Source organism: Kutzneria chonburiensis, assembly GCF_028622115.1.
Lineage (GTDB): Bacteria > Actinomycetota > Actinomycetes > Mycobacteriales > Pseudonocardiaceae > Kutzneria > Kutzneria chonburiensis.
In genome coordinates this window covers 933126-954289 of the sequence record NZ_CP097263.1, presented here as the reverse complement: position 1 = coordinate 954289, position 21164 = coordinate 933126, and the positions used below count along the sequence as shown (strand labels likewise).

Annotated in this window: 23 protein-coding genes; 6 read left to right on the top strand and 17 right to left on the bottom strand. The window is 68.5% G+C overall.

Features of this window, described 5'->3' with window-relative positions; genetic code table 11:
• Positions 1-245 precede the first annotated feature (245 nt).
• Positions 246-980 carry a DUF7873 family protein gene (locus tag M3Q35_RS04585; RefSeq protein WP_273940344.1) on the bottom strand — a complete coding sequence of 245 codons (735 nt, stop codon included), beginning with the start codon at positions 978-980 and terminating at the stop codon, positions 246-248.
• 91 nt (positions 981-1071) lie between these two features.
• Between M3Q35_RS04585 and M3Q35_RS04580 the strand changes: the two genes are divergently transcribed.
• The 3 genes from M3Q35_RS04580 to M3Q35_RS04570 all read left to right on the top strand — a co-directional run bounded on the left by M3Q35_RS04580 (position 1072) and on the right by M3Q35_RS04570 (position 4370).
• Positions 1072-2055, top strand: a complete 984-nt coding sequence (locus tag M3Q35_RS04580; RefSeq protein ID WP_273940343.1) for a trypsin-like serine peptidase — start codon at positions 1072-1074, stop codon at positions 2053-2055.
• A gap of 179 nt (positions 2056-2234) precedes the next feature.
• Positions 2235-3965, top strand: a complete 1731-nt coding sequence (locus M3Q35_RS04575) for a glycoside hydrolase family 5 protein (protein WP_273940342.1) — start codon at positions 2235-2237, stop codon at positions 3963-3965.
• Positions 3966-3974: 9 nt separating this feature from the next.
• A complete protein-coding gene (locus M3Q35_RS04570; protein WP_273940341.1) occupies positions 3975-4370 on the top strand; it encodes a DUF3052 family protein in 396 nt (131 codons plus the stop codon).
• On the opposite strand, the gene M3Q35_RS04565 is transcribed toward M3Q35_RS04570, so the two are convergent.
• Positions 4360-4737: a hypothetical protein gene (locus tag M3Q35_RS04565; protein WP_273940340.1), complete on the bottom strand. Its 378-nt coding sequence runs from the start codon at positions 4735-4737 to the stop codon at positions 4360-4362. The genes M3Q35_RS04570 and M3Q35_RS04565 overlap by 11 nt on opposite strands.
• Before the next feature lie 319 nt (positions 4738-5056).
• Here M3Q35_RS04565 and M3Q35_RS04560 point away from each other — a divergent pair, with 319 nt between their 5' ends.
• On the top strand, positions 5057-5683 hold the full coding sequence (locus tag M3Q35_RS04560) for a DUF4360 domain-containing protein (protein ID WP_379794735.1): 627 nt from the start codon (positions 5057-5059) through the stop codon (positions 5681-5683).
• A gap of 164 nt (positions 5684-5847) precedes the next feature.
• On the opposite strand, the gene M3Q35_RS04555 is transcribed toward M3Q35_RS04560, so the two are convergent.
• The 15 genes from M3Q35_RS04555 to M3Q35_RS04485 all read right to left on the bottom strand — a co-directional run bounded on the left by M3Q35_RS04555 (position 5848) and on the right by M3Q35_RS04485 (position 18880).
• A complete protein-coding gene (locus M3Q35_RS04555) occupies positions 5848-7248 on the bottom strand; it encodes an FAD-dependent monooxygenase (protein WP_273940339.1) in 1401 nt (466 codons plus the stop codon).
• Positions 7248-7817 carry a PadR family transcriptional regulator gene (locus M3Q35_RS04550; protein ID WP_273940338.1) on the bottom strand — a complete coding sequence of 190 codons (570 nt, stop codon included), beginning with the start codon at positions 7815-7817 and terminating at the stop codon, positions 7248-7250. The genes M3Q35_RS04555 and M3Q35_RS04550 overlap by 1 nt, the downstream gene beginning before the upstream one ends.
• Before the next feature lie 53 nt (positions 7818-7870).
• Positions 7871-8344 carry a hypothetical protein gene (locus tag M3Q35_RS04545; protein WP_273940337.1) on the bottom strand — a complete coding sequence of 158 codons (474 nt, stop codon included), beginning with the start codon at positions 8342-8344 and terminating at the stop codon, positions 7871-7873.
• On the bottom strand, positions 8341-8823 hold the full coding sequence (locus tag M3Q35_RS04540; protein ID WP_273940336.1) for a hypothetical protein: 483 nt from the start codon (positions 8821-8823) through the stop codon (positions 8341-8343). The genes M3Q35_RS04545 and M3Q35_RS04540 overlap by 4 nt, the downstream gene beginning before the upstream one ends.
• On the bottom strand, positions 8820-9980 hold the full coding sequence (locus M3Q35_RS04535; RefSeq protein WP_273940335.1) for an MCE family protein: 1161 nt from the start codon (positions 9978-9980) through the stop codon (positions 8820-8822). Before M3Q35_RS04535 ends, M3Q35_RS04540 begins: the two co-directional genes overlap by 4 nt.
• Positions 9977-10939, bottom strand: a complete 963-nt coding sequence (locus tag M3Q35_RS04530) for an MCE family protein (protein WP_273940334.1) — start codon at positions 10937-10939, stop codon at positions 9977-9979. The genes M3Q35_RS04535 and M3Q35_RS04530 overlap by 4 nt, the downstream gene beginning before the upstream one ends.
• Positions 10878-12107 (bottom strand): MCE family protein, encoded by a 1230-nt coding sequence (locus M3Q35_RS04525; protein ID WP_273940333.1) that lies wholly within the window; start codon positions 12105-12107, stop codon positions 10878-10880. The genes M3Q35_RS04530 and M3Q35_RS04525 overlap by 62 nt, the downstream gene beginning before the upstream one ends.
• Entirely contained in the window at positions 12104-13114 is a 1011-nt protein-coding gene (locus tag M3Q35_RS04520) for an MCE family protein (RefSeq protein ID WP_273940332.1), read from the bottom strand. The genes M3Q35_RS04525 and M3Q35_RS04520 overlap by 4 nt, the downstream gene beginning before the upstream one ends.
• Positions 13111-14145: an MCE family protein gene (locus M3Q35_RS04515; RefSeq protein ID WP_273940331.1), complete on the bottom strand. Its 1035-nt coding sequence runs from the start codon at positions 14143-14145 to the stop codon at positions 13111-13113. Before M3Q35_RS04515 ends, M3Q35_RS04520 begins: the two co-directional genes overlap by 4 nt.
• A complete protein-coding gene (locus tag M3Q35_RS04510) occupies positions 14142-15398 on the bottom strand; it encodes an MCE family protein (RefSeq protein WP_273940330.1) in 1257 nt (418 codons plus the stop codon). Before M3Q35_RS04510 ends, M3Q35_RS04515 begins: the two co-directional genes overlap by 4 nt.
• Positions 15395-16201: an MlaE family ABC transporter permease gene (locus M3Q35_RS04505; RefSeq protein ID WP_273940329.1), complete on the bottom strand. Its 807-nt coding sequence runs from the start codon at positions 16199-16201 to the stop codon at positions 15395-15397. The genes M3Q35_RS04510 and M3Q35_RS04505 overlap by 4 nt, the downstream gene beginning before the upstream one ends.
• Entirely contained in the window at positions 16201-16962 is a 762-nt protein-coding gene (locus M3Q35_RS04500) for an MlaE family ABC transporter permease (protein WP_184857697.1), read from the bottom strand. The genes M3Q35_RS04505 and M3Q35_RS04500 overlap by 1 nt, the downstream gene beginning before the upstream one ends.
• Positions 16959-17711, bottom strand: coding sequence for a glucose 1-dehydrogenase (locus tag M3Q35_RS04495; RefSeq protein WP_273940328.1), 753 nt, complete (start codon positions 17709-17711; stop codon positions 16959-16961). The genes M3Q35_RS04500 and M3Q35_RS04495 overlap by 4 nt, the downstream gene beginning before the upstream one ends.
• A gap of 9 nt (positions 17712-17720) precedes the next feature.
• Entirely contained in the window at positions 17721-18581 is an 861-nt protein-coding gene (locus M3Q35_RS04490) for a 3-oxoacyl-ACP reductase (RefSeq protein WP_273940327.1), read from the bottom strand.
• Between the two features lie 71 nt (positions 18582-18652).
• Positions 18653-18880 carry a ferredoxin gene (locus tag M3Q35_RS04485; protein WP_337960563.1) on the bottom strand — a complete coding sequence of 76 codons (228 nt, stop codon included), beginning with the start codon at positions 18878-18880 and terminating at the stop codon, positions 18653-18655.
• 60 nt (positions 18881-18940) lie between these two features.
• On the opposite strand from M3Q35_RS04485, the gene M3Q35_RS04480 reads away from it, so the two are divergent.
• Together M3Q35_RS04480 and M3Q35_RS04475 are read left to right on the top strand one after the other, a co-directional pair.
• A complete protein-coding gene (locus tag M3Q35_RS04480; protein WP_273940326.1) occupies positions 18941-20122 on the top strand; it encodes an acyl-CoA dehydrogenase family protein in 1182 nt (393 codons plus the stop codon).
• Positions 20123-20134: 12 nt separating this feature from the next.
• Complete coding sequence (locus tag M3Q35_RS04475; RefSeq protein WP_273940325.1) at positions 20135-21157, top strand: acyl-CoA dehydrogenase family protein; 1023 nt, start codon at positions 20135-20137, stop codon at positions 21155-21157.
• The last annotated feature ends 7 nt before the right edge of the window (positions 21158-21164 follow it).

Here is a 21164-nt window from a genome sequence, read left to right as displayed (position 1 = left end):
ACCCGCACCTCGGCGATCGTCGCCCGTCCCCGGGCGATCCGGTGTTCGGCGGAATGCTGAAGCTGGAGCGAGAGTCTGAGGTTGATGCCCGGGCTGCCTCTGCCAGTTGGGCCATCCCGGCGCGAGTGCCGGGAGGAGGACTCGAACCTCCACTGGGGCCTGGGTTTGTCAGGCTGACGACTCAGTTTCAGCTTCGCGCCCCGAGTCCGGGGCGCACCCCGCGCTCCAGCGGGGAATCAGGGAGGCTACCCGAACAGGTAGCCGAACACGGCGTCGCCGATCCGCTGGTCGGTGACCTCGAGGGCGTTGGCCTCCTCGCGGGCGAACTTGACCGCCTGCTGGAGCTTCTCGACCCGGTCGACCAGCTCGTTGACCCGGCGGGCCGGCAGCGCACCGGAGAACTTGACGGTGGTCCAGTAGCCCACCGGCACGTCCTCGTAGTACACCTCGACCTGCGCCGGGTGCTTCTCGGTGGCCTCGGCCTTGACGTGGTTGCGGGGCACCTTCTTGGTGCGGATGGTCCGCACCTGCTCGGTGCGCCAGTAGTCGGCGGATTCCTCGAAGCTCCAGGACTCGGCGGCGTCCAGCAGCGGCAGCTTCTTCACGAACGTGTGCAGGTCGACCAGCTGCTTCTCGAGGAAGAGCAGGTAGGACACGGGCACGTCGGACAGCAGCGTGCGGCCGTCCACGACCACGTCGGCCCGGGCCACGCAGTTGGCCCAGTCCTTGGTCGCGGTGACGTCGAACAGCCTGGTCAGCACGGTCGCGGTGTGCCGCAGCACGTCCTCGGTCTTGACCTGGACGCGGGTGGACTCCGGCGGCAGCACCTCGCCGTCCTCGTCCTTGGGCTGGTACGTGCGCGAGATGCCGGCCAGCAGCGCCGGCTTCTGGAGCTGGTGGTGCGCGTCGGTGAGGTCGCGGAGCGCGCCGCTCTTGACGCCCTTCTCCACCGCGATGATCTGGTTCAGCTTCGTCGTCATGATGGCCGGCAGCGTAGCGATTCAAGGTCCACTACCGCAGCCGAATTAGACCGCAACAGGTTCCTGACATCGCGGTCCTACCGTGCGCGTCATGCTGAGCACACTGGGTATCGGAATTCTGCTCGCCGGCACGGCGCTGGTGCCGGCGACCGGCCATGTGGTCGTACACGAGCAGGCGGTCAGCGCGGCCGATCAGCAGGCGGTGCTGGCCTACTGGACGCCCGAGCGGATCAAGGCGCTGATCGTTCCGTCCACTGTGGACAATCCGCCCAAGGCCGGTCCCGACGGCGCGCCGTGGACCGGCTCGAACCCGACCGTCGGCCGGCTGTTCTTCACCGACCACGGCGAGGACGCCAGCTGCACGGCGACCGTTGTGGACAGCGCCAACCGCAGCACCGTCGTCACCGCCGGGCACTGCGTCAACAACACGGACCTGTTGGGGGACAACAACGCCTGGAACGCCAACGTGCTGTTCATCCCCGGCTACCACGATGGCCAGGCCCCGTACGGCAGGTTCGTCGGCCGGCTCGGCGTGGCCGACGCGACCTGGCTCCAGAATGACCAGCAGAACGCCGTCAAGTACGACCCTTACGACCAGGCCTTCGACGTGCTCAACCCGAACGCCCAGGGCCGTCGCGTCCAGGACGCCGTGGATGCCGCCCAGCACATCGGCTTCGACCGTCCCGGCAGCAGCGACCAGTTCCAGTTCGGCTATCCGCGGGCCAGCACCGATCCCGCCCGGGAGAACCTTCCCGAGTACACCGGCGAGCGCCTCGCCTTCTGCCACGGCATCGCCGCCGAGTATCCCGGCACACCGGACTTTCCCGCCGGTCCCGACCTGTGGGGCCCGGCTTGCACCATGGGCGGCGGCTCCAGCGGCGGTCCACGCATCGCCGACTTCCACCACGGCATCGGGACCGTGGTCGGCGACAATACCCAGGGCGGCTATTTCATGACCGGAACAGACAAAGTCTGTACCACGCCAGACCACACCGGATGCACGCGCCATCTGGTCGGGCCGCAATTCAGCAGCACCATCACCAAGCCGCTGTACGAACGAGCCCAGCACGCCTAACCGCCCACCACCCCTCACTCCCCCCGCTCCACCTGAGTGGCTCATTTGGCTCCAGCGGCCAAATGAGCCACTCAGGTGCGTCCACGCCGTCGGAAAGGCACCGAACGGCCCATTGACCCCTCGTCACGCCCCTCACTACCGTCAAGCGCGAATTTTTTCACGTTTTCCAGGGAGCGGTGATGAGGGCACTGATCGCGGTGCTCGCGGCGGCGACGGCAGTGCTGAGCACGGCCCCCGCGGCGGTGGCGACCGAACAGGCGCACGGTCTGACCGTCCGCAACGGGACCTTTGTGGACGGTCACGGCCGTGAGGTCGTGTTGCGCGGCTTCAATGTCGCGGGCGAGGTGAAGCTGGCGGAAAACGGTTTCCTCCCGTTCGCCAGCACGGCCGACGCGCAGTCCTCGGCGGCGGCGATGCGCCGGCTGACGGGCGCGAACGCGGTGCGGTTCCTCGTATCGTGGGCCGGCACGGAACCGGTGAAGGGCCAGCTCGACACGACGTACCTGGCCAAGCTGACCGACCAGATGAGGGCCTTCCTCGACGCCGGCTTCGTGGTGCTGCCGGACTACCACCAGGACCTCTACTCCCGCTACCTGTTCAACACCGGCAGCTGGTACAGCGGCGACGGCGCGCCGAAGTGGGTGGTGGACCAGGGCCACTACCCGCAGGAGAGCTGCGGCATCTGTGTCCACTGGGGACAGAACGTCACGAACAACGGCGCGGTCACGGCGGCCACCAGCGACTTCTGGCACAACGCCAACGGCGTGCAGGACGAGTTCGTCAACCAGGCCACGCAGACCATGCAGTACCTGCACGACCACCTGAACGCCGACGAGTTCGCCGGGATCGCCGGCATGGACCCGTGGAACGAGCCGTTCGCCGGCCGCTACGACAGCAACCAGAACAGCCGGTCCTGGGAGCAGAGCATGCTGTGGCCGTTCTTCCAGCGCTTCCGGCAGGCCATGGACACCGCCGGCTGGCAGGACAAGCCGGCCTTCGTCGAGCCGAACATGTTCTGGAACGCCAACATCTCGTTCCAGAAGCAGGTCGGCGGTTTCCTGGACACGGGCGCGATGGGCACCCGCTACGTCTTCAACACGCACTTCTACGACGAACTGGCGCAGTCCGGCGTGTTCATGCCGGGCAAGGCCGGCGACGGCCAGTATTCGAACGACTTCGGCACGATCCGGGACCGCGCGACGGCACTGGGCACGGCGGCGATCGTCACCGAGTTCGGGCATCCGGAGACCGGCAACACCTCGGACAAGACGCCGACCGTGGACAAGGCGATGTACCAGGCCCTCGACTCCCGGCTGTCCGGCGCGAACTGGTGGAGCCACCCGGCGCAGTCCGGCCCGGTGCTGTCGGGCACGCAGTGGCACTGGGACGTCTACAGTGGACAGCACCACGAGCTGATGAACGACAACCCGAGCAAGGTTCAGACCACGGCCGACGCCTGGAACGGCGAGGACTACTCGGCGCTGCAAGGAAATCAGCTCCGCCAGGACCCGCGCCTGCTGGACCGCCTGTACCCGGCGGCGGTGGCCGGCCACACGCTGGCGTTCACCTACGAGGACCACTCCCGTGACGGAAGCCAGGTGCTGACCTGGAATCCCGTGCCCAGCAGCATGCCCGCCACCGCGGCGGTCGTCGGCAGCGGACGGTACGGTGTGTTGGTGTGGCAGGGATCCGCCGGCGACGCCCCGACGGAGCTGCACGTGCCGGCGGACATGAACGCCGTCGCGGTGTCGGACCTGGCCACGTCCCGCAGCGGCGATCGCCTGCTCGTGCCGGCCACGGCCGGCCTGCACTACCTGCTGGTGACCGAGGGGTCACCGTCGGACAGCCAGCTGGCCGCCGCCCGCGCCGAACTCGCCCGCTGGGCGCCGTCCGCCGCCGGGGCCGCCTAGAATCGCCGGATGGCCGAGGGAACGACGCCGCTCGATCGCAAGCTCGGCATCAAGCCGGGCCACCAGGTGACGCTGCGGCACGCCCCGTCCGGGTTCACGTTCCCGGATGTAGAAATGGTCGAGGACGACATCGCCGGGGCGGATGTCGTCCTCGCCTTCTACCGCAGCCAGGCCGACCTCGACGACGACGTCGCCGCCTTCGAGTCGGACCTGGCGGCGTCGTCGTCGCTGTGGATCTGCTGGCCTCGTCGGGCCGGCGGCCACCGCAGCGACATCACGGACAACGTGCTCCGTGAACTGCTGCTGCCGACCGGGCTGGTCGACGTCAAGGTCGCCATGCTGTCGAACGACTGGTCGGCCCTGAAATTCGTGTGGCGCAAGGAACTGCGAGCGCTCAGGACCTGACCTCGCGGTCGTGGTGGCGACCGATGACGGTGGTGTCCTGCTGCTCCCGCTGGGTGATCTCCTGCTGCGTGCTGAGCTGCTCCGCCAGCCGGTCGCGCTCACGGGACGCGTCGGCCGCCTCCCGTCGAGCCGTCCGGTAGTCGGCCCGCGCGGCCCGGCGACGGCGGCCGGCGACGGCCACCATCCACAGGCCGAGGCAGAAGACCAGGGCGACCACGATGCCGCCCAGGAAGATCTGCATATCGTTGGCGTTGGTCACGTGCTGACCGAACGCGGTGATCTCGTGTCCTGATCCGGCGCCGTTGAACGCCACCGCCGCCACCGCCGCGGCGACCGACAGCACGATCAGCACGAGTCCGACGATCATGGCCGTTCACCTCCACTGGGGGCCGTCCGGCCCGTTGGCAGCGGGTACCCGATACGCGGCGAGTCAAACGCGTCGGCCGAACGGAGCCGTCGCGTTTGCGCAGTCGCAGCATCGGCGTGAGCGTTTACCGATAGCCCGTACGCAGCAAAGACAAGGAAAGGCGTTTCCGACACGTAAAGCAACCGAGGTCAATTCATCCCACCATCGGACAACGGGCCGTTTTCATGTTCCACCGTTCAGTGGGTCCCCCGTTGTTACGACTGCGCTACCGTGAGCCACGCGTGCGATCCTGTCGTGAAAAGTATTGGGAAGGAAACCCATGCTTACTACGATGGCGGCCACCGGTCTGGCATTATCGATGATCACTGCCCCGGTTTCCGCTCCCGCTTCAGCTCCGCCTTCTGGTCCGGTCACCGTCAGCGTCGTCACGGTCAACGGATCCGGGTGCCCTGCCGGTACGACGGCGGTGGCCGTCGCCTCGGACAACACCGCTTTCACCGTCACCTACAGCGACTACCTGGCCCAGGTCGGCCCGCAGTCGGCGCCGACCGACATACGCAAGAACTGCCAGCTCTCCTTGCGTGTGCACGTGCCCCAGGGGTTCACGTACGCGATCGCCGAGGGCGATTACCGCGGCTTCGCGAACCTGCAATCGGGCGCGACGGGCATGGAACAGGCCAACTATTATTTCCAGGGCACCGCACCGACAGCGCGGGTCGCCCACCGGTTCTCCGGCCCGTTCTCGGACGACTGGGAGACGAACGACAGGACCGACGTAGCGGCATTGGTCTTCGCTCCCTGCGGCGTCGACCGTAACCTCAATGTCAACACCGAGCTGCGTGTGGCCGCCGGCAGCTCGGACCCGTCGAGCACCAGTTTCATGACGATGGACTCCACGGACGGAAGCATTCGCACCACTTATCGCTTCGCGTGGAAGGAATGTTGATCTCGGTAATCGCGATCACCCGGATCGGTGGCGTCCCCCCGGCGCCACCGACCACCTGACGGTTCCCCCGGCCTTGCGGGCGCCCCTCGCACGCGGCGCCCGCAGCGCCGCCCGGCACGCCGAGTCCCGGTTCCAGCCGCCGAACCGGGCGCTCCGGCGCGTTGTCACACCGGCACCAGCCCGAACCAGCGTTCCAGCGCCGCGGCCAGCGGCCCCGGCTCGGCCCGCCCGTCCGTCGTGGCCAGCCAGGCGATGTGCCCGTCCGGCCTGATCAGCATCGCGCCGACCGGCACTTCGCGCAGCGGTTCGGCCCGCACCATGTCGACCCTTTCCAGCGGCGGATGATCCAGTACGCCGAAGTCGAGCAGCACACCGCGGCCGCCGTGCAGCAGTTCGGCGACACCGGCCGCCCTCCCGTCGATCACGAGTGGAATATCCGGCGCCATTCGCCCCAACCACGGATGTCCGACGATTTCGCCCATCTCGTAACGGGTTTCCACACCGGTGGTCAGTTCGGCCAGAAAGCGACCGACGCCGTCGAGCCGGCTCAGCTCCGCGAACAGGTCCCGCAAGGGGCCAAGATCATCGCCGCCGAGCAACCCCTGTGCCTGCGTGTGCAGCAGGACGCGCGCACCGGCCGCATGCCGCTCCCGGTGGTACGAGTCGAGCAGTGCTCCGGACGCCCAGCCGTGCACGGCGGCGGCCAGCTTCCAGCCCAGGTTCATCGCGTCGGCGATGGCGACGTTGACGCCCTGGGCGCCGGCCGGCGGGTGGATGTGCGCGGCATCGCCGGCGAGCAGCACTCGGCCGCTGCGGTAGTCGGCGGCCTGTCGGGCGGCGTTGCCGAACCGGGTGAGCCAGCGCGGATTGGCCAGCTCGACGTGCCGGCCGAGCGCCTCGTCCACAGTGGAATTGAGCAGGGCCAGCGTGATCGGCTCGGCGCGGTCGACCATCGGATCGGCCACCACGACGCGGACGTATCCCGGCCGCGGGATCACGAACACGCCGCCGTGCCTGCCGGGCGTAAGGTCGGTTTCGACGTCGCCGATCATGGCGTACCGGGTGTTCGGCGTGCCCGGGAAGTCGATGCCGGCGAGCTTGCGCACGGCGCTGCGGCTGCCGTCACAGCCGACCAGGTACTGCGCGCGGATCTCATTGCTAACGGTCACACCGTTACTGTCCTGGTCGAAGGCCGTGACGGCCTGACCGCGGCGGAGGTCGACGCCGAGTTCGACGGCCCGGTCCTCCAGGATCTCCTCGACCCGGGTCTGCGCGATGCCGAGCGTGTACGGGTGGTCCCAACCCAGGCCGCCGATGTCCAGCGGCCCGGGCAGGCCGCCGAAGTGGGCCGCCGGGACCTTGACGCCCTCGGCGATGAAGCGGTCGGCGATGCCGCGCCGGTCGAAGGCGTCCAGGCTGCGGGCGTTCAGGTTGTAGCCACGGCAGAACGCCGGCCGGCGTTCCTCGCGTTCGAGCAGGATCGTGCGCACGCCGGCGATCGCCAGCTCGCACGCCAGCGTCAGGCCGGCCGGGCCGGCGCCGGCGATCACCACATCGGTGTCCATCAGTACTCCCCCGGTTTCGGCCACGTGATCGCGCCGGCGGTCATCTCGGCCGCGGTGTGCCGCAACCAGTTCACTTCCGCGTGCCGCATCGCCTGCGCGTACTCGACCTCGATCATGAACAGCCGCGGCGCGGCCACCGCGGCCAGCAGCTGATCCGTCTGCTCGATCGACTCGGTCAGCCGGTCGGCCCGCTCGGTCAGCGCTTCGACCGCGCCGTCCTGGCCGAGCACGCCGACGTAGCTGACCGCGGCGACGAACTTCGGGAACTCGTTGACCGGCACCCGGATCAGCTCGTCGATCCACTGCTGGAACCCGGTCAGCCCCAGCTCGGTGTGCTCGTAGACGGTGCGCTCGGGCCGGTTGCCGTCGCGGACGATCTCCACCGCGCGGATCCACCCGTCCCGCTCGAGGCCCTCGACCACGTCGTACAGCGAGCCCGTGGTGACCTTGAAGCTGGTCCCCTTGTTGCGTTCCCGCAGGCGCTGGGCCATCTCGTACGGGTGGGACGGCTGCTCCATGAGCAGGCCCAGCACCGCCAGCGCCAGCGTGTTGCGGCTTCTCCTGGCCACGTTCACTCCTCGGATCCGACTATTCGGATCCGACTATAGGAGTGCTGTCAACCTCAGAGCACGGTGAGGCCGGTGACCCGCCAGGTGTCGCCCGAGCGGTGCGCGACCACTCTGAGCTGGGCCGATGTGGAGGTGTTGCCGTTGTCTCCGGTTCGTACGGCCTGCTGGTCCACGAACACCAGCAGCGTCGCGTCGTCGTCGTGGAGCTCCCGGACCGCGATCGCCCGGACGGTGCTGACCAGCACCAGCTTCTGCGCGGCGGCCTGGGTGCGGACCTGCTCGAACAGCTGCTCGTACTGCCGCATCGCGTCCCCGACCAGCACGTTTCTGGCGGCCTTCTCGGTGCGGGCGGTGTCGGTGTAGTCGTAGGAGAACGAGTTCTCGATCGCCGTCCGGACCTGCGCCTTCACCTGATTCGTGGTGCCGGTGTCGACCAGCGCGGTGTTGGCCGCCGTCGGTTGCCGGTCGACCAGGAACCAGACCGTCGCCGCGAGGGCAAGCACGATGACCAGGATCGACGCCCTCATTCGATCACCTGCACGGTGCCGGTCTTCCAGCCGTCCTCGGTGCGTGACAGCACCGCGTCGACCCGGCTCTTCCGCACCGACGGCGGCCCATCGGCCTGGGTGATCGTCACCTCAATCGCCACGAGCACGGTCGCCGTGCCGGCGCGAGTGTCCACTGTGTCCACTGCCGCGTCGACGACCTTGGCCGTGGACACGGTTTTCTGCGCCTTGGTCGAATTCACGTCGCTGTCGTGCTGATTGGTGAGCTGGGTCAGCAGGTTGCCGGTCGTGACCCGCTGCCACCGCGTGAGGTCTTCCTCGGCCTTGCGGTAGTCGACCGTGTTCAACGTCTTGATCTGGTCCGAGGCCGTGGTCAGCACCAGATCGCGGGTCTGGCCGTAGGTCACGTCGTCGGAATGCGCGGACTGCCAGCAGGTCCAGCCGGCCCAGCCGGTGCCCAACACCGCGAGCAGCGCGAGCACCGCCAGCACGCGGCTCATCCCGGCAGTCCCAGCAGCTGGGCCATGTTCGTCGGCGACGGCGTCGTCGTGGTCGTGCCGAGCGCGCCCGGCAGCCGGGTTGCGTTGCCGCGCGGCACATTCTGCGAGCCTCGGACGTCGATCGGGCTGTTCGGCGGCTCCGCACAGTAGGCCTGGGCGTTCGCCGCCTTGGGCGCGGTGCTGTTGGCCGGCCGCTGCTGGGTCGTCTCGTAGCCCTTGGTGCAGGGGAACGGGTTGAAGAAGTTCAGCACCAGGCCCAGATGTCCGGTGCCGTCCGGCGACAGGCCCGGCGTGAACGCCGTGATCACCGGGTACGCCACCAGCAGCTCTTCGATACCGGCCGTCCGGTTCGACGTGATTGCCGTTGTGGTGTACAGGTTCGCCAGCACGACGCTGAGATTCCGACCCGATGTGCGGAGCACGTCGTCCACCGGCTGGGCCGCCGCCGGCGCGGCGGAGATCAGCGCCCGGATGTCCCCGTCCGAGCCCTTGAGCTGCGCCGCCACCTGGTTCAGCGACTTTGCGAACGACGTGATCTCGTTGGCATCCCGGTTCTGCGTGCCCAGCACCGTCTTGCCATCGCTCAGCAGGGATTTGGTCTGCGGCAGGTTCCTCGCCGCTTCCTCGGTCAGGCTGTGACTGGCGTCCAACAGCTTTTGCAGGTCGGGCCCGGTGCCGGTGAACGCCTTGTCGAGCTCGTCCACCACGACCTTGAGCTTGTCCGCCGGCACACTGCGCACCAGTGCGTCCAGATTGGACAGAACCTGGTCCGGGCTCGGCGGCAGCGCCGTCCGATCCTGCGGTATGACCGATCCCTGGGCCAGGTAAGGACCTTGGTCGTCCGCCGGCTCCAGGTCGATGTACTGCTCCCCCACCGCCGACCGGTTCGCCACCACTGCCTTGGCACTGGCCGGAATGCGCGGCGCCGAGGCGTCGATCGTGAGCAGGGCCTGCACTCCGGCGCTGGACAGTTTCAGCTGGTTCACCCGACCCACTGTCACGCCCCGGTACGACACCTCGGCGTTCGGGAACACACCACCGGAATCGCTCAGCTGCACGGAGATCTGGTAGCCGGGCGTTTGCAGGAACCGGTAGAGCCCGACGATGCCGACCAGGGCGACGACCAGGAAGATCACGAGTTGCACGCGCAGCCTCATCCCCCACCCCCGATGATCGGTGACTGGGGTCCCAGCAGCGCGCTCAGGTCCAGGTTGAACCGGATGTCGGAATTGAAGTAGTCGCCCTTCACGTCACCGGCGGCATAGTCGCTGAACGGATACGTCGCCAGGTACTCCAGCGCCGTCGGCAGCTTCGAGCCCGTCTCGGCCAGCTTTTGCAGCACCGGCTGCAACTTCTGGAGATCACCCACCAGATCGTCCCGACTCCGGTCGACCGTGTCGACCGCCACCGACGACAGGTGGTCCAGCGCATTGAGCATGCCCGTGAGCTCGTCCCGCTGCTCCGTGACGACCTTCAGCCCCGGCCCGAGCCCGTCGAGCGCCGTCGCGATGTTGTCTCGCTGCGCCGCCAAGCTCGTGGTGAGGCGGTTCATCGCGTCGATCGCCTTGACGATGCTGTCCTTCTGCCCGTCCAGGTCCCGCACCAGATTGTCCACTTGGGACAGGAAGGATCGGATCTGCGGCTCGTTGCCGGTCATGGCCGCGTTCAGCTCTCGCACGATGTTCTGCACCTGACCGATGTCGCCGCCGTTGAGCAGCAACGACAGCGCCCCCAGCACCTCTTCGATCTCTGGACTGCGCCCCGTGCGGTCCTTCGTGATCACAGAGCCTTCCTTGAGCGAACCGGTGGCCTGCGCAGGCGCCGTGAGCTCCACGTACTTCTCGCCCAGCAGGCTCGACTGCCCCACCCGCGCACCGGAATTGGCCGGCAGCCGCACGGATCCGTTGATGAGAACGAACACCAGCGCCGTCTTGTTGTCCGGCGCCAGGTCGATGCGATCCACCCGTCCCACCGGCACGTCGTCGACCTTCACGCTCGACTGCGGCACCAGATCCAGCACGTCCGCGAACTGCACGGTCACGTGATAGGGGTGATCACCGAGATCCGCTCCACCGGGCAGCGGCGTGTCGTAAAGGCTGCACCCCGCCAACAACATGACCGGCACAACAGCCCACAAACGCTTCATTTCCCCCTCCCAACAGCGGCAAGGGCAGCGGCGGCAGCTTGCCCTGCTGCAACGCGGCCAAGGCCTCGGCGGCGGAGGGGAGGTGCAGGGTGCCGTCCAGCAGCGGCGCGATCTGGGTGCAGAGGTTGGCCAGGGTTGCGGGGATCTGCGTGGGGGTGCTGCGCTGGAGCAGCTGGCAGACCATCATCACGGGCGGATAGGTGAGCTCGTTGATGTTGCCGCGCACGGCGATGGAGCCGGACTTGGCGTCGTAGGCGTTGACGAAGTTGGTGGCGGCGGTGGGCGCGACGTCGAGCACCTCGGCGAGGGCGGCGCGCTGGTCGACCAGGGTCTTGGTGATGGCGGCCAGGTTGTCGACGTTGGTCTGGATGAGTCCCTTGTTGTCGGTGACGAAGCCCTGCACCTTGGTCAGCGCGGACGCCAGCGAGGACACGGCGGCGGCCAGTTGCTGCCGGTTGTCGGCGAGAAAACCGGTGGTGTCGGCCAGGCGGCCGGTGAGGTCATGCACCTGCTGATCGCTGGACGCCAACGTGGACGTGATCTTGCTGAGGTTGTCGACGGTGCCGAAGAGGTCGCCCTTGGAATGGTCAAGGGTGCTGGCGGCGGACGACAGCTGCTTGAGGGTGTTGTTGAGGGAATCGCCGGTGCCGGACAGGTTCGCGGCGGCCGCACCGACCACGTTGGACAGTGCGCCGTTCTTGTTGGCACCGGACGGGCCGAGGGCCTGGCTGAGCTGGTCGACACTGGTGAACAACTGGTCGAGCTCGACCGGGCTGGCGGTGCGGTCACGGGTCAACGTGGAATGGGCCGGCAGCTCGGGGCCGCCATCGTAAGCCGGGGTGAGCTGCACGTAACGGTCGCTGACCAAGCTGGGCGCGATGACCACGGCGTGCACGTCGGCCGGGATCTGCACATCACTGTCCACAGTGAACTGAACCCGGACCTGGCCGCCCTCGGGCGTAACGGAATCGATGGTGCCGACCTTGACGCCGAGCACCCGCACGGCCGAGCCGGCGTAGAGACCGATGGTCTTGTCGAAGTAGGCGGTGACGATCGTGCCGGAAGCCGGGGCCAGCCAGATGAACGCGCTGGCCAGCAGCAGGGCGGCCACGCAGCCGATGACCAGGAGGCGCCTCATTTCGACCCCAGGCTGGGATCGGCCAGCGGCGTCGAGCAGCCGCCGGGATTGAACTCCAGTCCCGCGGTGGTCTGCGCCGGCGGCAGCAGGCCGCAGATGTAGCCGTCGAACCAGCGGCCGGTGCCGATGGTGTTGTTGAAGACCCGGACGAACGGGGCCAGCGAGGCCAGCGCCTGACTCAGGTTGTCCTGGTTGCGGGCCAACACCGCGGTCACCTCGTCCAGCTGGTCCAGCGCCGGCTTCAGCTGGTTCTGGTTGTCGGTGACCAGGCCGCTGAGCTGCTTGGCCAGCTCCTGGGTGCCGGTGAGCAGCCGCGCGATGGCCTGTTTGCGTTGCTGCACCACGCTGAGCAGCAGATTGCCGTCGTCGAGCAGCTTGCCGATCTCGCTGTCCCGGGAGGCCACGGTCGAGCTCAGTTGATTGGTGCCGGCCAACATTCCAGCAATCTGACTGTCACGGGAGGCGATCGTCGTGGACAGTGACGACAGGCCGGCCGCCGCCTGTTTCAACGGCTCCGGGGTGTCCTTGAGCGCATCGGAGATCACCTGGAAGCTGGCGGCGAGCTGGGTCGGGTCGATCTGGCCGACGGTGCTGCCGAGCTGGTCGATCGCGTCCGTAACGTCGAACGGCGACAGGGTGCGGGACTTGGGAATGGTCTGCCGCGGATCCTGCGCCTGCGTCCCGTCCGGTTGCAGGGCAAGGTACTTGTCGCCCAGCACGGTCCGGATCTGGATCGACGCGCTCGTCTTGTCGCCGACGAACACATCGCTGACCCGGAACTCGACCAGCACCTTGTTGCCGGCCAACGAGACCCGCCGCACCTGGCCGACCTTCACCCCGGCCACGCTGACCTCGTTGCCGGAAACCAGCCCGGCCGACTCGCTGAAGTAGGCGGAGTACGTCGTACCACCGCCGATGATCGGCAGGTCGTCGGCGTTGAACGCGGCCAGCACGCCGAGCGCCAACACCACCACCGTGACCAATCCGACCAGCGCTTCCCGCCTCATGGGCCACACCTCGACGGCATCTGGGACACCGGGAACGGCACGATCGGCACCGACACGCCCAGCGAGCCGATGCTGACCGTGCCGGACAGTCGGCACAGGTAGTAGTTGAACCAGCCGCCGTAGCTGGCGGTCCGGGTGAACGCCTGGAGGTCGCCGGGCAGCTTCTTGAGGAACGCGTCCAGCGTCGGGTCGGCGCGATTGAGCAAAGTGGACACTTGGCCGAGTCCGTCGATGTCGCCCTTCAACGACGGTCGGGCCTGCGACAACAGATCAGAGGTCGTCGCGGTCAGGCCGTCCAGCGCGGTGATCGCGTCGGCGATCGGCTGCCGGTCCTCGGCCAGACCGCTGACCAGCTGCTGCACGGTCGAGATCAGGCTCGACAGCTCGCTGCCGCGCCCGTTGATCGTGGCCAGCACGGCGGTCAGGTTGTCGATCACCTGACCGATCACCTTGTCCCGTCCGGCAATGGCCGAGGTGATGGACGCAGTGTGCGCGAGCAGGTCGCTGACCGTGCCGCCTTCTCCTTGCAGCACTTGAATGATCTCGTACGACAGCTGGTTGACGTCCTTGGGCGACAGGGCCTGGAACAGCGGCTTGAACCCGTTGAACAGGGCGGTCAGGTTCAGCGCCGGCTGAGTGCGGCTGAGCGGGATGGTGGTGCCAGGCTCAAGGATCGCATTGGGGTCGCCGACGTCGGTACCGAGCGAGATGTACCGCTGCCCCACCAGGTTCCGGTACTTGATGGTGGCGGCCGTCGCGCCCGGCAGCTTGCGGTCGGCCGCCAGTTCGAAGGTCACGTCGGCATTCTTGTTGTCCACCAGGGCGATGTCGTCGACCTGTCCTATTCGGACACCGGCCACCCGGACGTCGTCGCCTTTGTTCAGGCCGCTGACGTCGGTGAAGATCGCGTGGTACGTCGCCGTGTTGCCCAGGCTGGCATTGACGATCGTGGCCGCCAGCATGCCGGTGAGCAGCACGGTGACCACCGTGAAGATGGTGATCTTCACGCCGGCGCCGAGGGTGGATCTCACTTCAGCGTCACCTCCGAGCCGCGCAGCAGCGGACCGACCAGCAACGCGCTCCAGCCGGGGGCGTCCTTGGGCATCACGCCGAGCTGAGGCGCTTCGAGCAGGTTGAGCAGTTGCTGCTCGGCCGGAGACCCGGCGGCTTGGACCGTGGTGCCGGCGCCGGGATGCGTGGACCCGTCCTGAATGGGCCCGCCGGGCGGGTACTGCGGGAACAGGTGGCCGGGACCGGCTTTCTGGTAGCACTGCGGGCCACGGGTGTCCAGGTACTTCGGCGTGTCCACGCCCGGCTGGTAGGCGCCGCGGCTGGCGGTGATCGACAGCGTGAACTTGCCCATCTCGGGGTGGTCGGTGCCCTTGCCGAAGGTGAAGTCGGCATTGGCCACCTGGTCGGCCAACTGCCCCAGCACACACGGGTACTCCGGCGCGTACTTGGCCAGCACGGCCAGCGTCGGCGCGGCCGAGGCGGCGAGCCCGATCACGTTGCTCTGGTTGACCCGGAGGAAGGTGTTCAGGTCGACTGCCGTGGTGGTGACCACGGAATACAACGTGTCGAGCTGGTTGCGCTGGTCGACCAGGGTGCGGCTGGTCGTGGTCAGCTCGGACAGGGCGGTCAGGAAGTCCGGCGCGGCCGTCGAATACGTGTCGGCGACCTGCGACAGCGCGGCCAGGTCGGCGTTGAGGTCCGGCAGCGACGGCGCGAGCTGCCGGAGGTACGAATCGGCCTGCGTCAGGACTTCCCCGAGCTGCTTGCCCCGGCCGTCCAGGGCCTGCGACAACGCGGTCAGCGTGCCGGCCAGCTTCTGCGGCTGCACGGCCTGCAACACCGGCATCAGGTCGTCCAGCACCTTGCTGATCTCGATGGCCGAGCTGCTCCGGTCCTGCCCGATCACCGCGCCTGCGGCGATCGGCGCGGCCGGGGCAGCGGGAATCTGAAGCGCCACATAGCGTTCGCCGAACAGCGTTTTCGGCAGCAGCCGCGCCGTCACGTTGGCCGGCACCTGGTCGACCAGATCCGGTTGCAGCGCAAGGTCGAGCGACGCGACGCCGCCGTCGGTGCCGACGGACCGCACCTCCCCCACCACCACGCCCCGCACCTTCACGTCCGCGCCCGGGGTGAGCTGGTTGCCGATCGAGTCGGTCTTGAGGGTCACGTGCACGGCCGGTGTGAACGCCTTCTCGTAGACCGCGACCGTGAAGGTCAGGAAGGCCACGATGACCACCAGGAAGGCCGCGCCGAGCACGTGATACCGGTTCATCCGGCTATCCGCACCGTGGTCGACGAACCCCAGATCGCCAGGCTGAGGAAGAAGTCCAGGACGGTCTGCGACACCAGCGCGGCCCGCACCGCGCGGCCGACGGCCACGCCGACCCCGGCCGGGCCGCCGGTCGCGGTGTAGCCGTAGTAGCAGTGCACGAGGATCACCACGACGCTGAACACCATGACCTTGCCGAACGACCACAGCACGTCTTCCGGTGGCAGGAACAGCGCGAAGTAATGGTCGTAGGTGCCGGCGGACTGGCCGTAGAACAGCACGGTGATCTCACGGGAGGCCAGATAGGAGCAGAGCAGACCAATGACATACAACGGGATGACAGCGGCAACACCGGCCAGTACACGCGTGGTGACCAGATACGGCAGGCTGGGCACGCCCATCACTTCGAGGGCGTCGACCTCCTCGGAGATCCGCATCGCCCCGAGCTGGGCGGTGAAGCCGCAGCCCACGGTGGCCGACAACGCCAGGCCGGCGGACAGCGGGGCAACCTCGCGCGTGTCGAAGTAGGCCGAGATGAAGCCGGTCAGCGCCGAGGTGCCGAGCTGGTTCAGCGCCGAGTAGCCCTGGAGGCCGACGATCGTGCCGGTGAACAGGGTCATGCCGATCATCACGCCGAGCGTGCCGCCGATCACCGCCAGCGCCCCGCTGCCGAAGCTGACCTCGCCCAGCAGCCGCAGCACCTCGCGCGGGTAGCGGCGCAGGGTCTGTGGGGCCCAGGCGATGGCCCGGCCGTAGAACGCCATCTGGCGGCCGAGGTTCTCCAGCTGAACGGCAGGGGTCGTCATCACATGCCCTTCGGCGGGACCAGCTGGAGATAGATGCCGGTCAGCACCACGTTCACCAGGAACAGCAGCAGGAAGGTGATGACAACGGCCTGGTTCACGGCGTCGCCGACGCCCTTCGGGCCGGCCGACGGGTTGAGCCCGCGGTAGGCCGCGACCACGCCGGCGATGAAGCCGTAGATCACCGCCTTGAGCTCACTGATCATCAGGTCCGGCAGCTGGGCCAAGGCGTTGAAGCTGGCCAGGTACGCGCCGGGCGTGCCGCCCTGCATGATCACGTTGAAGAAGTAGCCGCCCAGCACGCCGACCACGCTGACCAGGCCGTTGAGCAGGATGGACACGAACATCGCGGCCAGCACCCTGGGCACGATCAGCCGCTGCACCGGCGGCACGCCCAGCACCCGCATGGCGTCGATCTCCTCGCGGATGGTGCGGGCGCCGACGTCCGCGCACATCGCCGAGCCGCCCGCGCCGGCCACCAGCAGCGCCGTGATCAGCGGGCTGGCCTGCTGGATGATCGCCAGCGCGCTGGCCGCGCCGGTGAACGACTGCGCGCCGATCTGCTTGGTCAGCGAGCCCAGGTGCAGCGAGATGACCGCGCCGAACGGGATTGCCACCATCGCCGTCGGCAGGATGGTGACGCTGGCGAAGAACCAGGACTGGCGGATCAGCTCGCGCCACTGGAAGGGCCGCTGCGGCACCGCCCGCACGACGTCCCAACCCAGCAGCGAGATCCGCCCGACCTGACGGAACGCGACGATCACGAGGGGGCCAGGGCGTGGGTGGCGGCCGCGCCGCCGTCGATGGAGAACTCGCCGCCGGTGCAGTAGGAACTCTCGTCGCTGGCCAGGAACAGCACCAGGTTCGCGACCTCTTCCGGCTTCCCGGCGCGGCGGATGGCCAGCTTCTTCAACATGGGCGTCATGTCGACGTCGTGGCCGCCGAGGGCGTCCTTGACCATGTCGGTGGCGATCGCGCCGGGATGCACGGAGTTGACGCGGATGTCGTGGCGGCCAAGCTCTACGGCCGCCACCTTGGTCATGCCGCGGATGGCGAACTTGGACGCGGTGTAGGCCACCAGGAGTGGCATCGCGGCCAGACCCTCCACAGAGGACACGTTGACGATGGAGCCGCCGTGCTCCTTCATCAGGGGCACTGCCGTGCGCATGCCGAGGAAGGTGCCGACCTGGTTGATCCGGATCACGCGCTCGTAGTCGGCCAGCGTGGTCTGCGGCAGCGGCGAGAAGTGCAGCACGCCGGCGTTGTTCACCAGCACGTCCAGCCGTTCCAACGAGTTCGCCAGCTCGGCCCATTCCGCTTCCGAGCCGACGTCGAGGTGCCGGTAGTCGGCGGCGTCGCCGAGCTCGTCGGCCAGCGCCTTGCCGGCGTCGTCGTTGACGTCGGCGATGATCACGCGCGCGCCCTCGGCGACGAACCGCCGCGCCGCGGCCGCGCCCTGTCCCCGGGCCGCGCCGGTGATCAGCGTGATCTTGCCGTCGAGTCGCCCCGTCATGGCCGTCTCCTAACCGAGGGTCATAACTTCGGTGCAGGCAAAGGTTCGCGCCGGATCCCGGTCGGCGAAGTAGCCGCCGACCGCGGCCCAGTCGCCGTCGGCCGCGTGGAAGGTCTGCTCGACCGACGGGGCGGCGATCAGCGCCACCATGCCGCCGTGCACGACGAAGAGCTGCCCGCTGATGTGGTCGGCGGCCGGCGACGCGAGATAGGCGACGAACGGCGCGACGTGTTGCGGGGAAAGGGGATCCTCGCCCTCCGGCGCGTCGCCGAAGACGCCCGCGGTCATCGCCGTGCGGGCGCGCGGGCAGATCGCGTTGGCCTTCACGCCATAGCGGGCCATGCCGCGTGACGTCGCGACCGTGAGCGCGACGATGCCGGCCTTCGCGGCGGCGTAGTTGGGCTGGCCTTCGGAGCCGAGCAGGAACGCCTCCGACGAGGTGTTGACCAGCCGGCCGTACACCGGCTGGCCCTCCTGTTTGGACTGCTGCCGCCAGTAGGCCGAGGCGTTGCGGGACAGCAGGAAATGGCCGCGCAGGTGCACGCGGATCACCGTGTCCCACTCTTCGTCGGACATGTTGAACAACATCCGGTCACGCAGCACGCCCGCGTTGTTCACCACGATGTGCAGGCCGCCCAAGCCTTCCACCGCCGCTTGCACGAGCGCGTCGGCCGTGGACCGCTCGGCCACGTCACCCGGGACGATCTCGGCCTTGCCGCCCAGCGCCTCGATCTCGTCCAGCACACCGGATGCGTCGGCCACGTCGCCCAGCACCACCGACGCGCCGGCCGCGGCCAGCGCCAGCGCTTCGGCCCGGCCGAGTCCGGCCGCCGCACCGGTGACGATCGCGACCTTGCCCGCCAAGTCCACTCGCCGCTCCTCGTTGCCGCCAGTGTTACTCGGGCCACACTAGAATCTGTTCTCGTTCTGGGCAAGACCGTTCAGCCGGTCACGCGCAGCGCGTTGCGCGGGCAGCTGGCCACCGCGACCGCGACCCGGCGCGCCACCTCGTCGCCGGCCGACGGCTCGGTGATCACCAGTTCCTCGTCGTTGTCCAGCTCGAACACGTCCGGCGCGGCCGCAACGCACCGGCCGTTGGCCTCACACATGGTCCGGTCGACCTCGATCACCATGACCGCCTCCCGTCGCATCAGCTGGGCGCGATTCACGGTAACACCGTGCTACGGTTACTAGAACACGTTCCACCTCGCCGAGCCGGGAGGCCGCGGATGCGGATCGCGTACACCCCCGAGCAGGAGCGGCTGCGCGCCGAACTGCGGGCGTACTTCGCGGAGCTGATGACGCCGGACCGGCGGGAGGCGTTGGCCACCACCGGCGGCGAGTACGGCGACGGCGTCGCCTACAAGGAGGTCGTCGCGCAGCTCGGCCGGGACGGCTGGCTGGTGATCGGCTGGCCGGCCGAGCACGGCGGCCAGGACCGGTCCATGCTGGAGCAGCTGATCTTCCTGGACGAGGCGGCCGCGGCCGGCGTGCCGGTGCCGTTCCTGACGTTGAACACCATCGGGCCGACGATCATGCGCTTCGGCACCGACGCGCAGAAGGCCGAGTTCCTGCCCCGGATCGCCGCCGGGCAGGTGCATTTCGCCATCGGCTACTCCGAGCCCGGCGCCGGCACCGACCTCGCGTCGCTGCGGACCCGCGCGGTGCGCGACGGCGACGACTACGTGATCAACGGCCAGAAGATGTGGACCAGCCTGATCCAGTACGCCGACTACGTCTGGCTCGCGGCCCGTACCGATCCGGATGCGGTCAAGCACAAGGGTTTGAGCATCCTGATCGTGCCGACGGACGCGAAGGGCTTCAGCTGGACGCCCGTGCACACCATGGCCGGGCCGACCACCAGCGCCACGTACTACGAGGACGTGCGCGTGCCTGCTTCCGCGCTGGTGGGTGAGGAGCACCGGGGCTGGCCGCTGATCACCAACCAGCTCAACCACGAGCGGGTCGCGCTGACCTCGGCCGCGCCCGTTCTGACCGCACTGCACGAGGTCACCGCGTGGGCGCAGCGGACCAAGCTGCCCGACGGCAACCGCGTGATCGACCAGGAATGGGTGCAGCTGCACCTGGCCCGTGTGCACGCCAAGGCCGAGTTCCTCAAGCTGATGAACTGGCGGATCGCCTGGGGCGTCAAGCAGTCGCCCAGCCCGGCCGACGCGTCCGCGACCAAGGTGTTCGGCACCGAGTTCGCCACCGAGGCGTACCGGCTGCTGATGGAGGTGCTCGGCACGAACGCCGTGGTGCGCCAGGGATCCCCGGGCGCACTGCTGCACGGGCGGATCGAGCGGATGCATCGGTCGTCACTGATCCTGACGTTCGGCGGCGGCACCAACGAGGTGCAGCGGGACATCATCGCCGCGGTGGGCCTCGGCCTGCCCGTCGGCCGGCGCTGAAAGGAACCTCCGGTGGACTTCGAGTTGTCGGAAGCGCAGCGGGATCTGGCCGCCATGGTCCGTGAGCATCCACAGTGGACGGACCTGGCGGCGTCCGGAGTGCTGGCCGCCGCCTTGCCGGAATCGGCCGGTGGCAACGGTTTCGGGCTGTTGGAGCAGTGCAGCGTGCTGGTCGAACTCGGCCGTGCCGTGTCGTCGGCGCCATACCTGCCGTCCATCGTGCAGGGTGCGTCGACGGTGGCCCGGTTCGGCACGGCCGAGCACGTCGACCGCTGGGTGCGGCCGGCGCTGACCGGGTCGATCGTGCTTTCGGTCGCCTTGTCCGAGGAGAACAACGACGATCCCCTGGCCCCGGTTACGCGGGCGTCGGAGGTTTCCTCCGGCTGGCGGCTGACCGGGTCCAAGTCCCTGGTCTCCCCCGCCGACGTCTTCCTGGTGCCCGCCAGCACTTCCGACGGCTTGCGCCTGTTCATCGTGCAGGCCGACGAGGCCGCCGTGCTGCCGCAGTCCGTTGTCGACGGCGACTCCTGCCTGCTCGACCTCTCCGACGTGCACCTCGGTCCCGACCGCGTCCTGCCCGGCGCCGCCGTTTCCTACGCCCTCCAGCGCGGCATCGTCGGCCTTTGCGCCCTTCAACTCGGCGTCGTCGAACGGGCTTTGGAGCTGACCACCGAGTACGCCCGTACCCGGCAGCAGTTCGACCGCCCCATCGGCAGCTTCCAAGCCGTCACCCAGCGGCTTGCCGACGCGTACATCCAGGTCGAGGCCATCCGGCTCACCTTGTGGCAGGCCGCCTGGCGCCTGTCCGAGGGGCTGCCGTGCGACACCGAGCTCGCCACCGCCAAGTTCTGGGCCGCCGAGGGCGGCCACTACGTCGCCCACACCGCCGTGCACGTCCATGGCGGCATGGGCATCGACCTCAGCCACTCTTTGCACAGGTATTTCACCGCCGCCAAACGCCATGAGTTCGCCCTCGGCGGCGCCACCACCCAGCTCCGCCACATCGGCTCCGCCCTGGCCGCCACCCCCGTCTAGACCAGCG

Excerpts from the sequence above, each read along its gene's own strand:
- M3Q35_RS04520 (WP_273940332.1), bottom strand. The coding sequence starts at position 13,114 with ATGAGGCGGGAAGCGCTGGTCGGATTGGTCACGGTGGTGGTGTTGGCG.
- M3Q35_RS04565 (WP_273940340.1), bottom strand. The coding sequence starts at position 4,737 with ATGATCGTCGGACTCGTGCTGATCGTGCTGTCGGTCGCCGCGGCGGTG.
- M3Q35_RS04575 (WP_273940342.1), top strand. The coding sequence starts at position 2,235 with ATGAGGGCACTGATCGCGGTGCTCGCGGCGGCGACGGCAGTGCTGAGC.
- M3Q35_RS04510 (WP_273940330.1), bottom strand. The coding sequence starts at position 15,398 with ATGAACCGGTATCACGTGCTCGGCGCGGCCTTCCTGGTGGTCATCGTG.
- M3Q35_RS04585 (WP_273940344.1), bottom strand. The coding sequence starts at position 980 with ATGACGACGAAGCTGAACCAGATCATCGCGGTGGAGAAGGGCGTCAAG.
- M3Q35_RS04480 (WP_273940326.1), top strand. The coding sequence starts at position 18,941 with ATGCGGATCGCGTACACCCCCGAGCAGGAGCGGCTGCGCGCCGAACTG.
- M3Q35_RS04530 (WP_273940334.1), bottom strand. The coding sequence starts at position 10,939 with ATGTTGTTGGCGGGGTGCAGCCTTTACGACACGCCGCTGCCCGGTGGA.
- M3Q35_RS04555 (WP_273940339.1), bottom strand. The coding sequence starts at position 7,248 with ATGGACACCGATGTGGTGATCGCCGGCGCCGGCCCGGCCGGCCTGACG.
- M3Q35_RS04560 (WP_379794735.1), top strand. The coding sequence starts at position 5,057 with ATGCTTACTACGATGGCGGCCACCGGTCTGGCATTATCGATGATCACT.
- M3Q35_RS04540 (WP_273940336.1), bottom strand. The coding sequence starts at position 8,823 with ATGAGCCGCGTGCTGGCGGTGCTCGCGCTGCTCGCGGTGTTGGGCACC.
- M3Q35_RS04505 (WP_273940329.1), bottom strand. The coding sequence starts at position 16,201 with ATGACGACCCCTGCCGTTCAGCTGGAGAACCTCGGCCGCCAGATGGCG.
- M3Q35_RS04525 (WP_273940333.1), bottom strand. The coding sequence starts at position 12,107 with ATGAGGCGCCTCCTGGTCATCGGCTGCGTGGCCGCCCTGCTGCTGGCC.
- M3Q35_RS04580 (WP_273940343.1), top strand. The coding sequence starts at position 1,072 with ATGCTGAGCACACTGGGTATCGGAATTCTGCTCGCCGGCACGGCGCTG.
- M3Q35_RS04570 (WP_273940341.1), top strand. The coding sequence starts at position 3,975 with ATGGCCGAGGGAACGACGCCGCTCGATCGCAAGCTCGGCATCAAGCCG.
- M3Q35_RS04535 (WP_273940335.1), bottom strand. The coding sequence starts at position 9,980 with ATGAGGCTGCGCGTGCAACTCGTGATCTTCCTGGTCGTCGCCCTGGTC.
- M3Q35_RS04545 (WP_273940337.1), bottom strand. The coding sequence starts at position 8,344 with ATGAGGGCGTCGATCCTGGTCATCGTGCTTGCCCTCGCGGCGACGGTC.
- M3Q35_RS04495 (WP_273940328.1), bottom strand. The coding sequence starts at position 17,711 with ATGACGGGGCGACTCGACGGCAAGATCACGCTGATCACCGGCGCGGCC.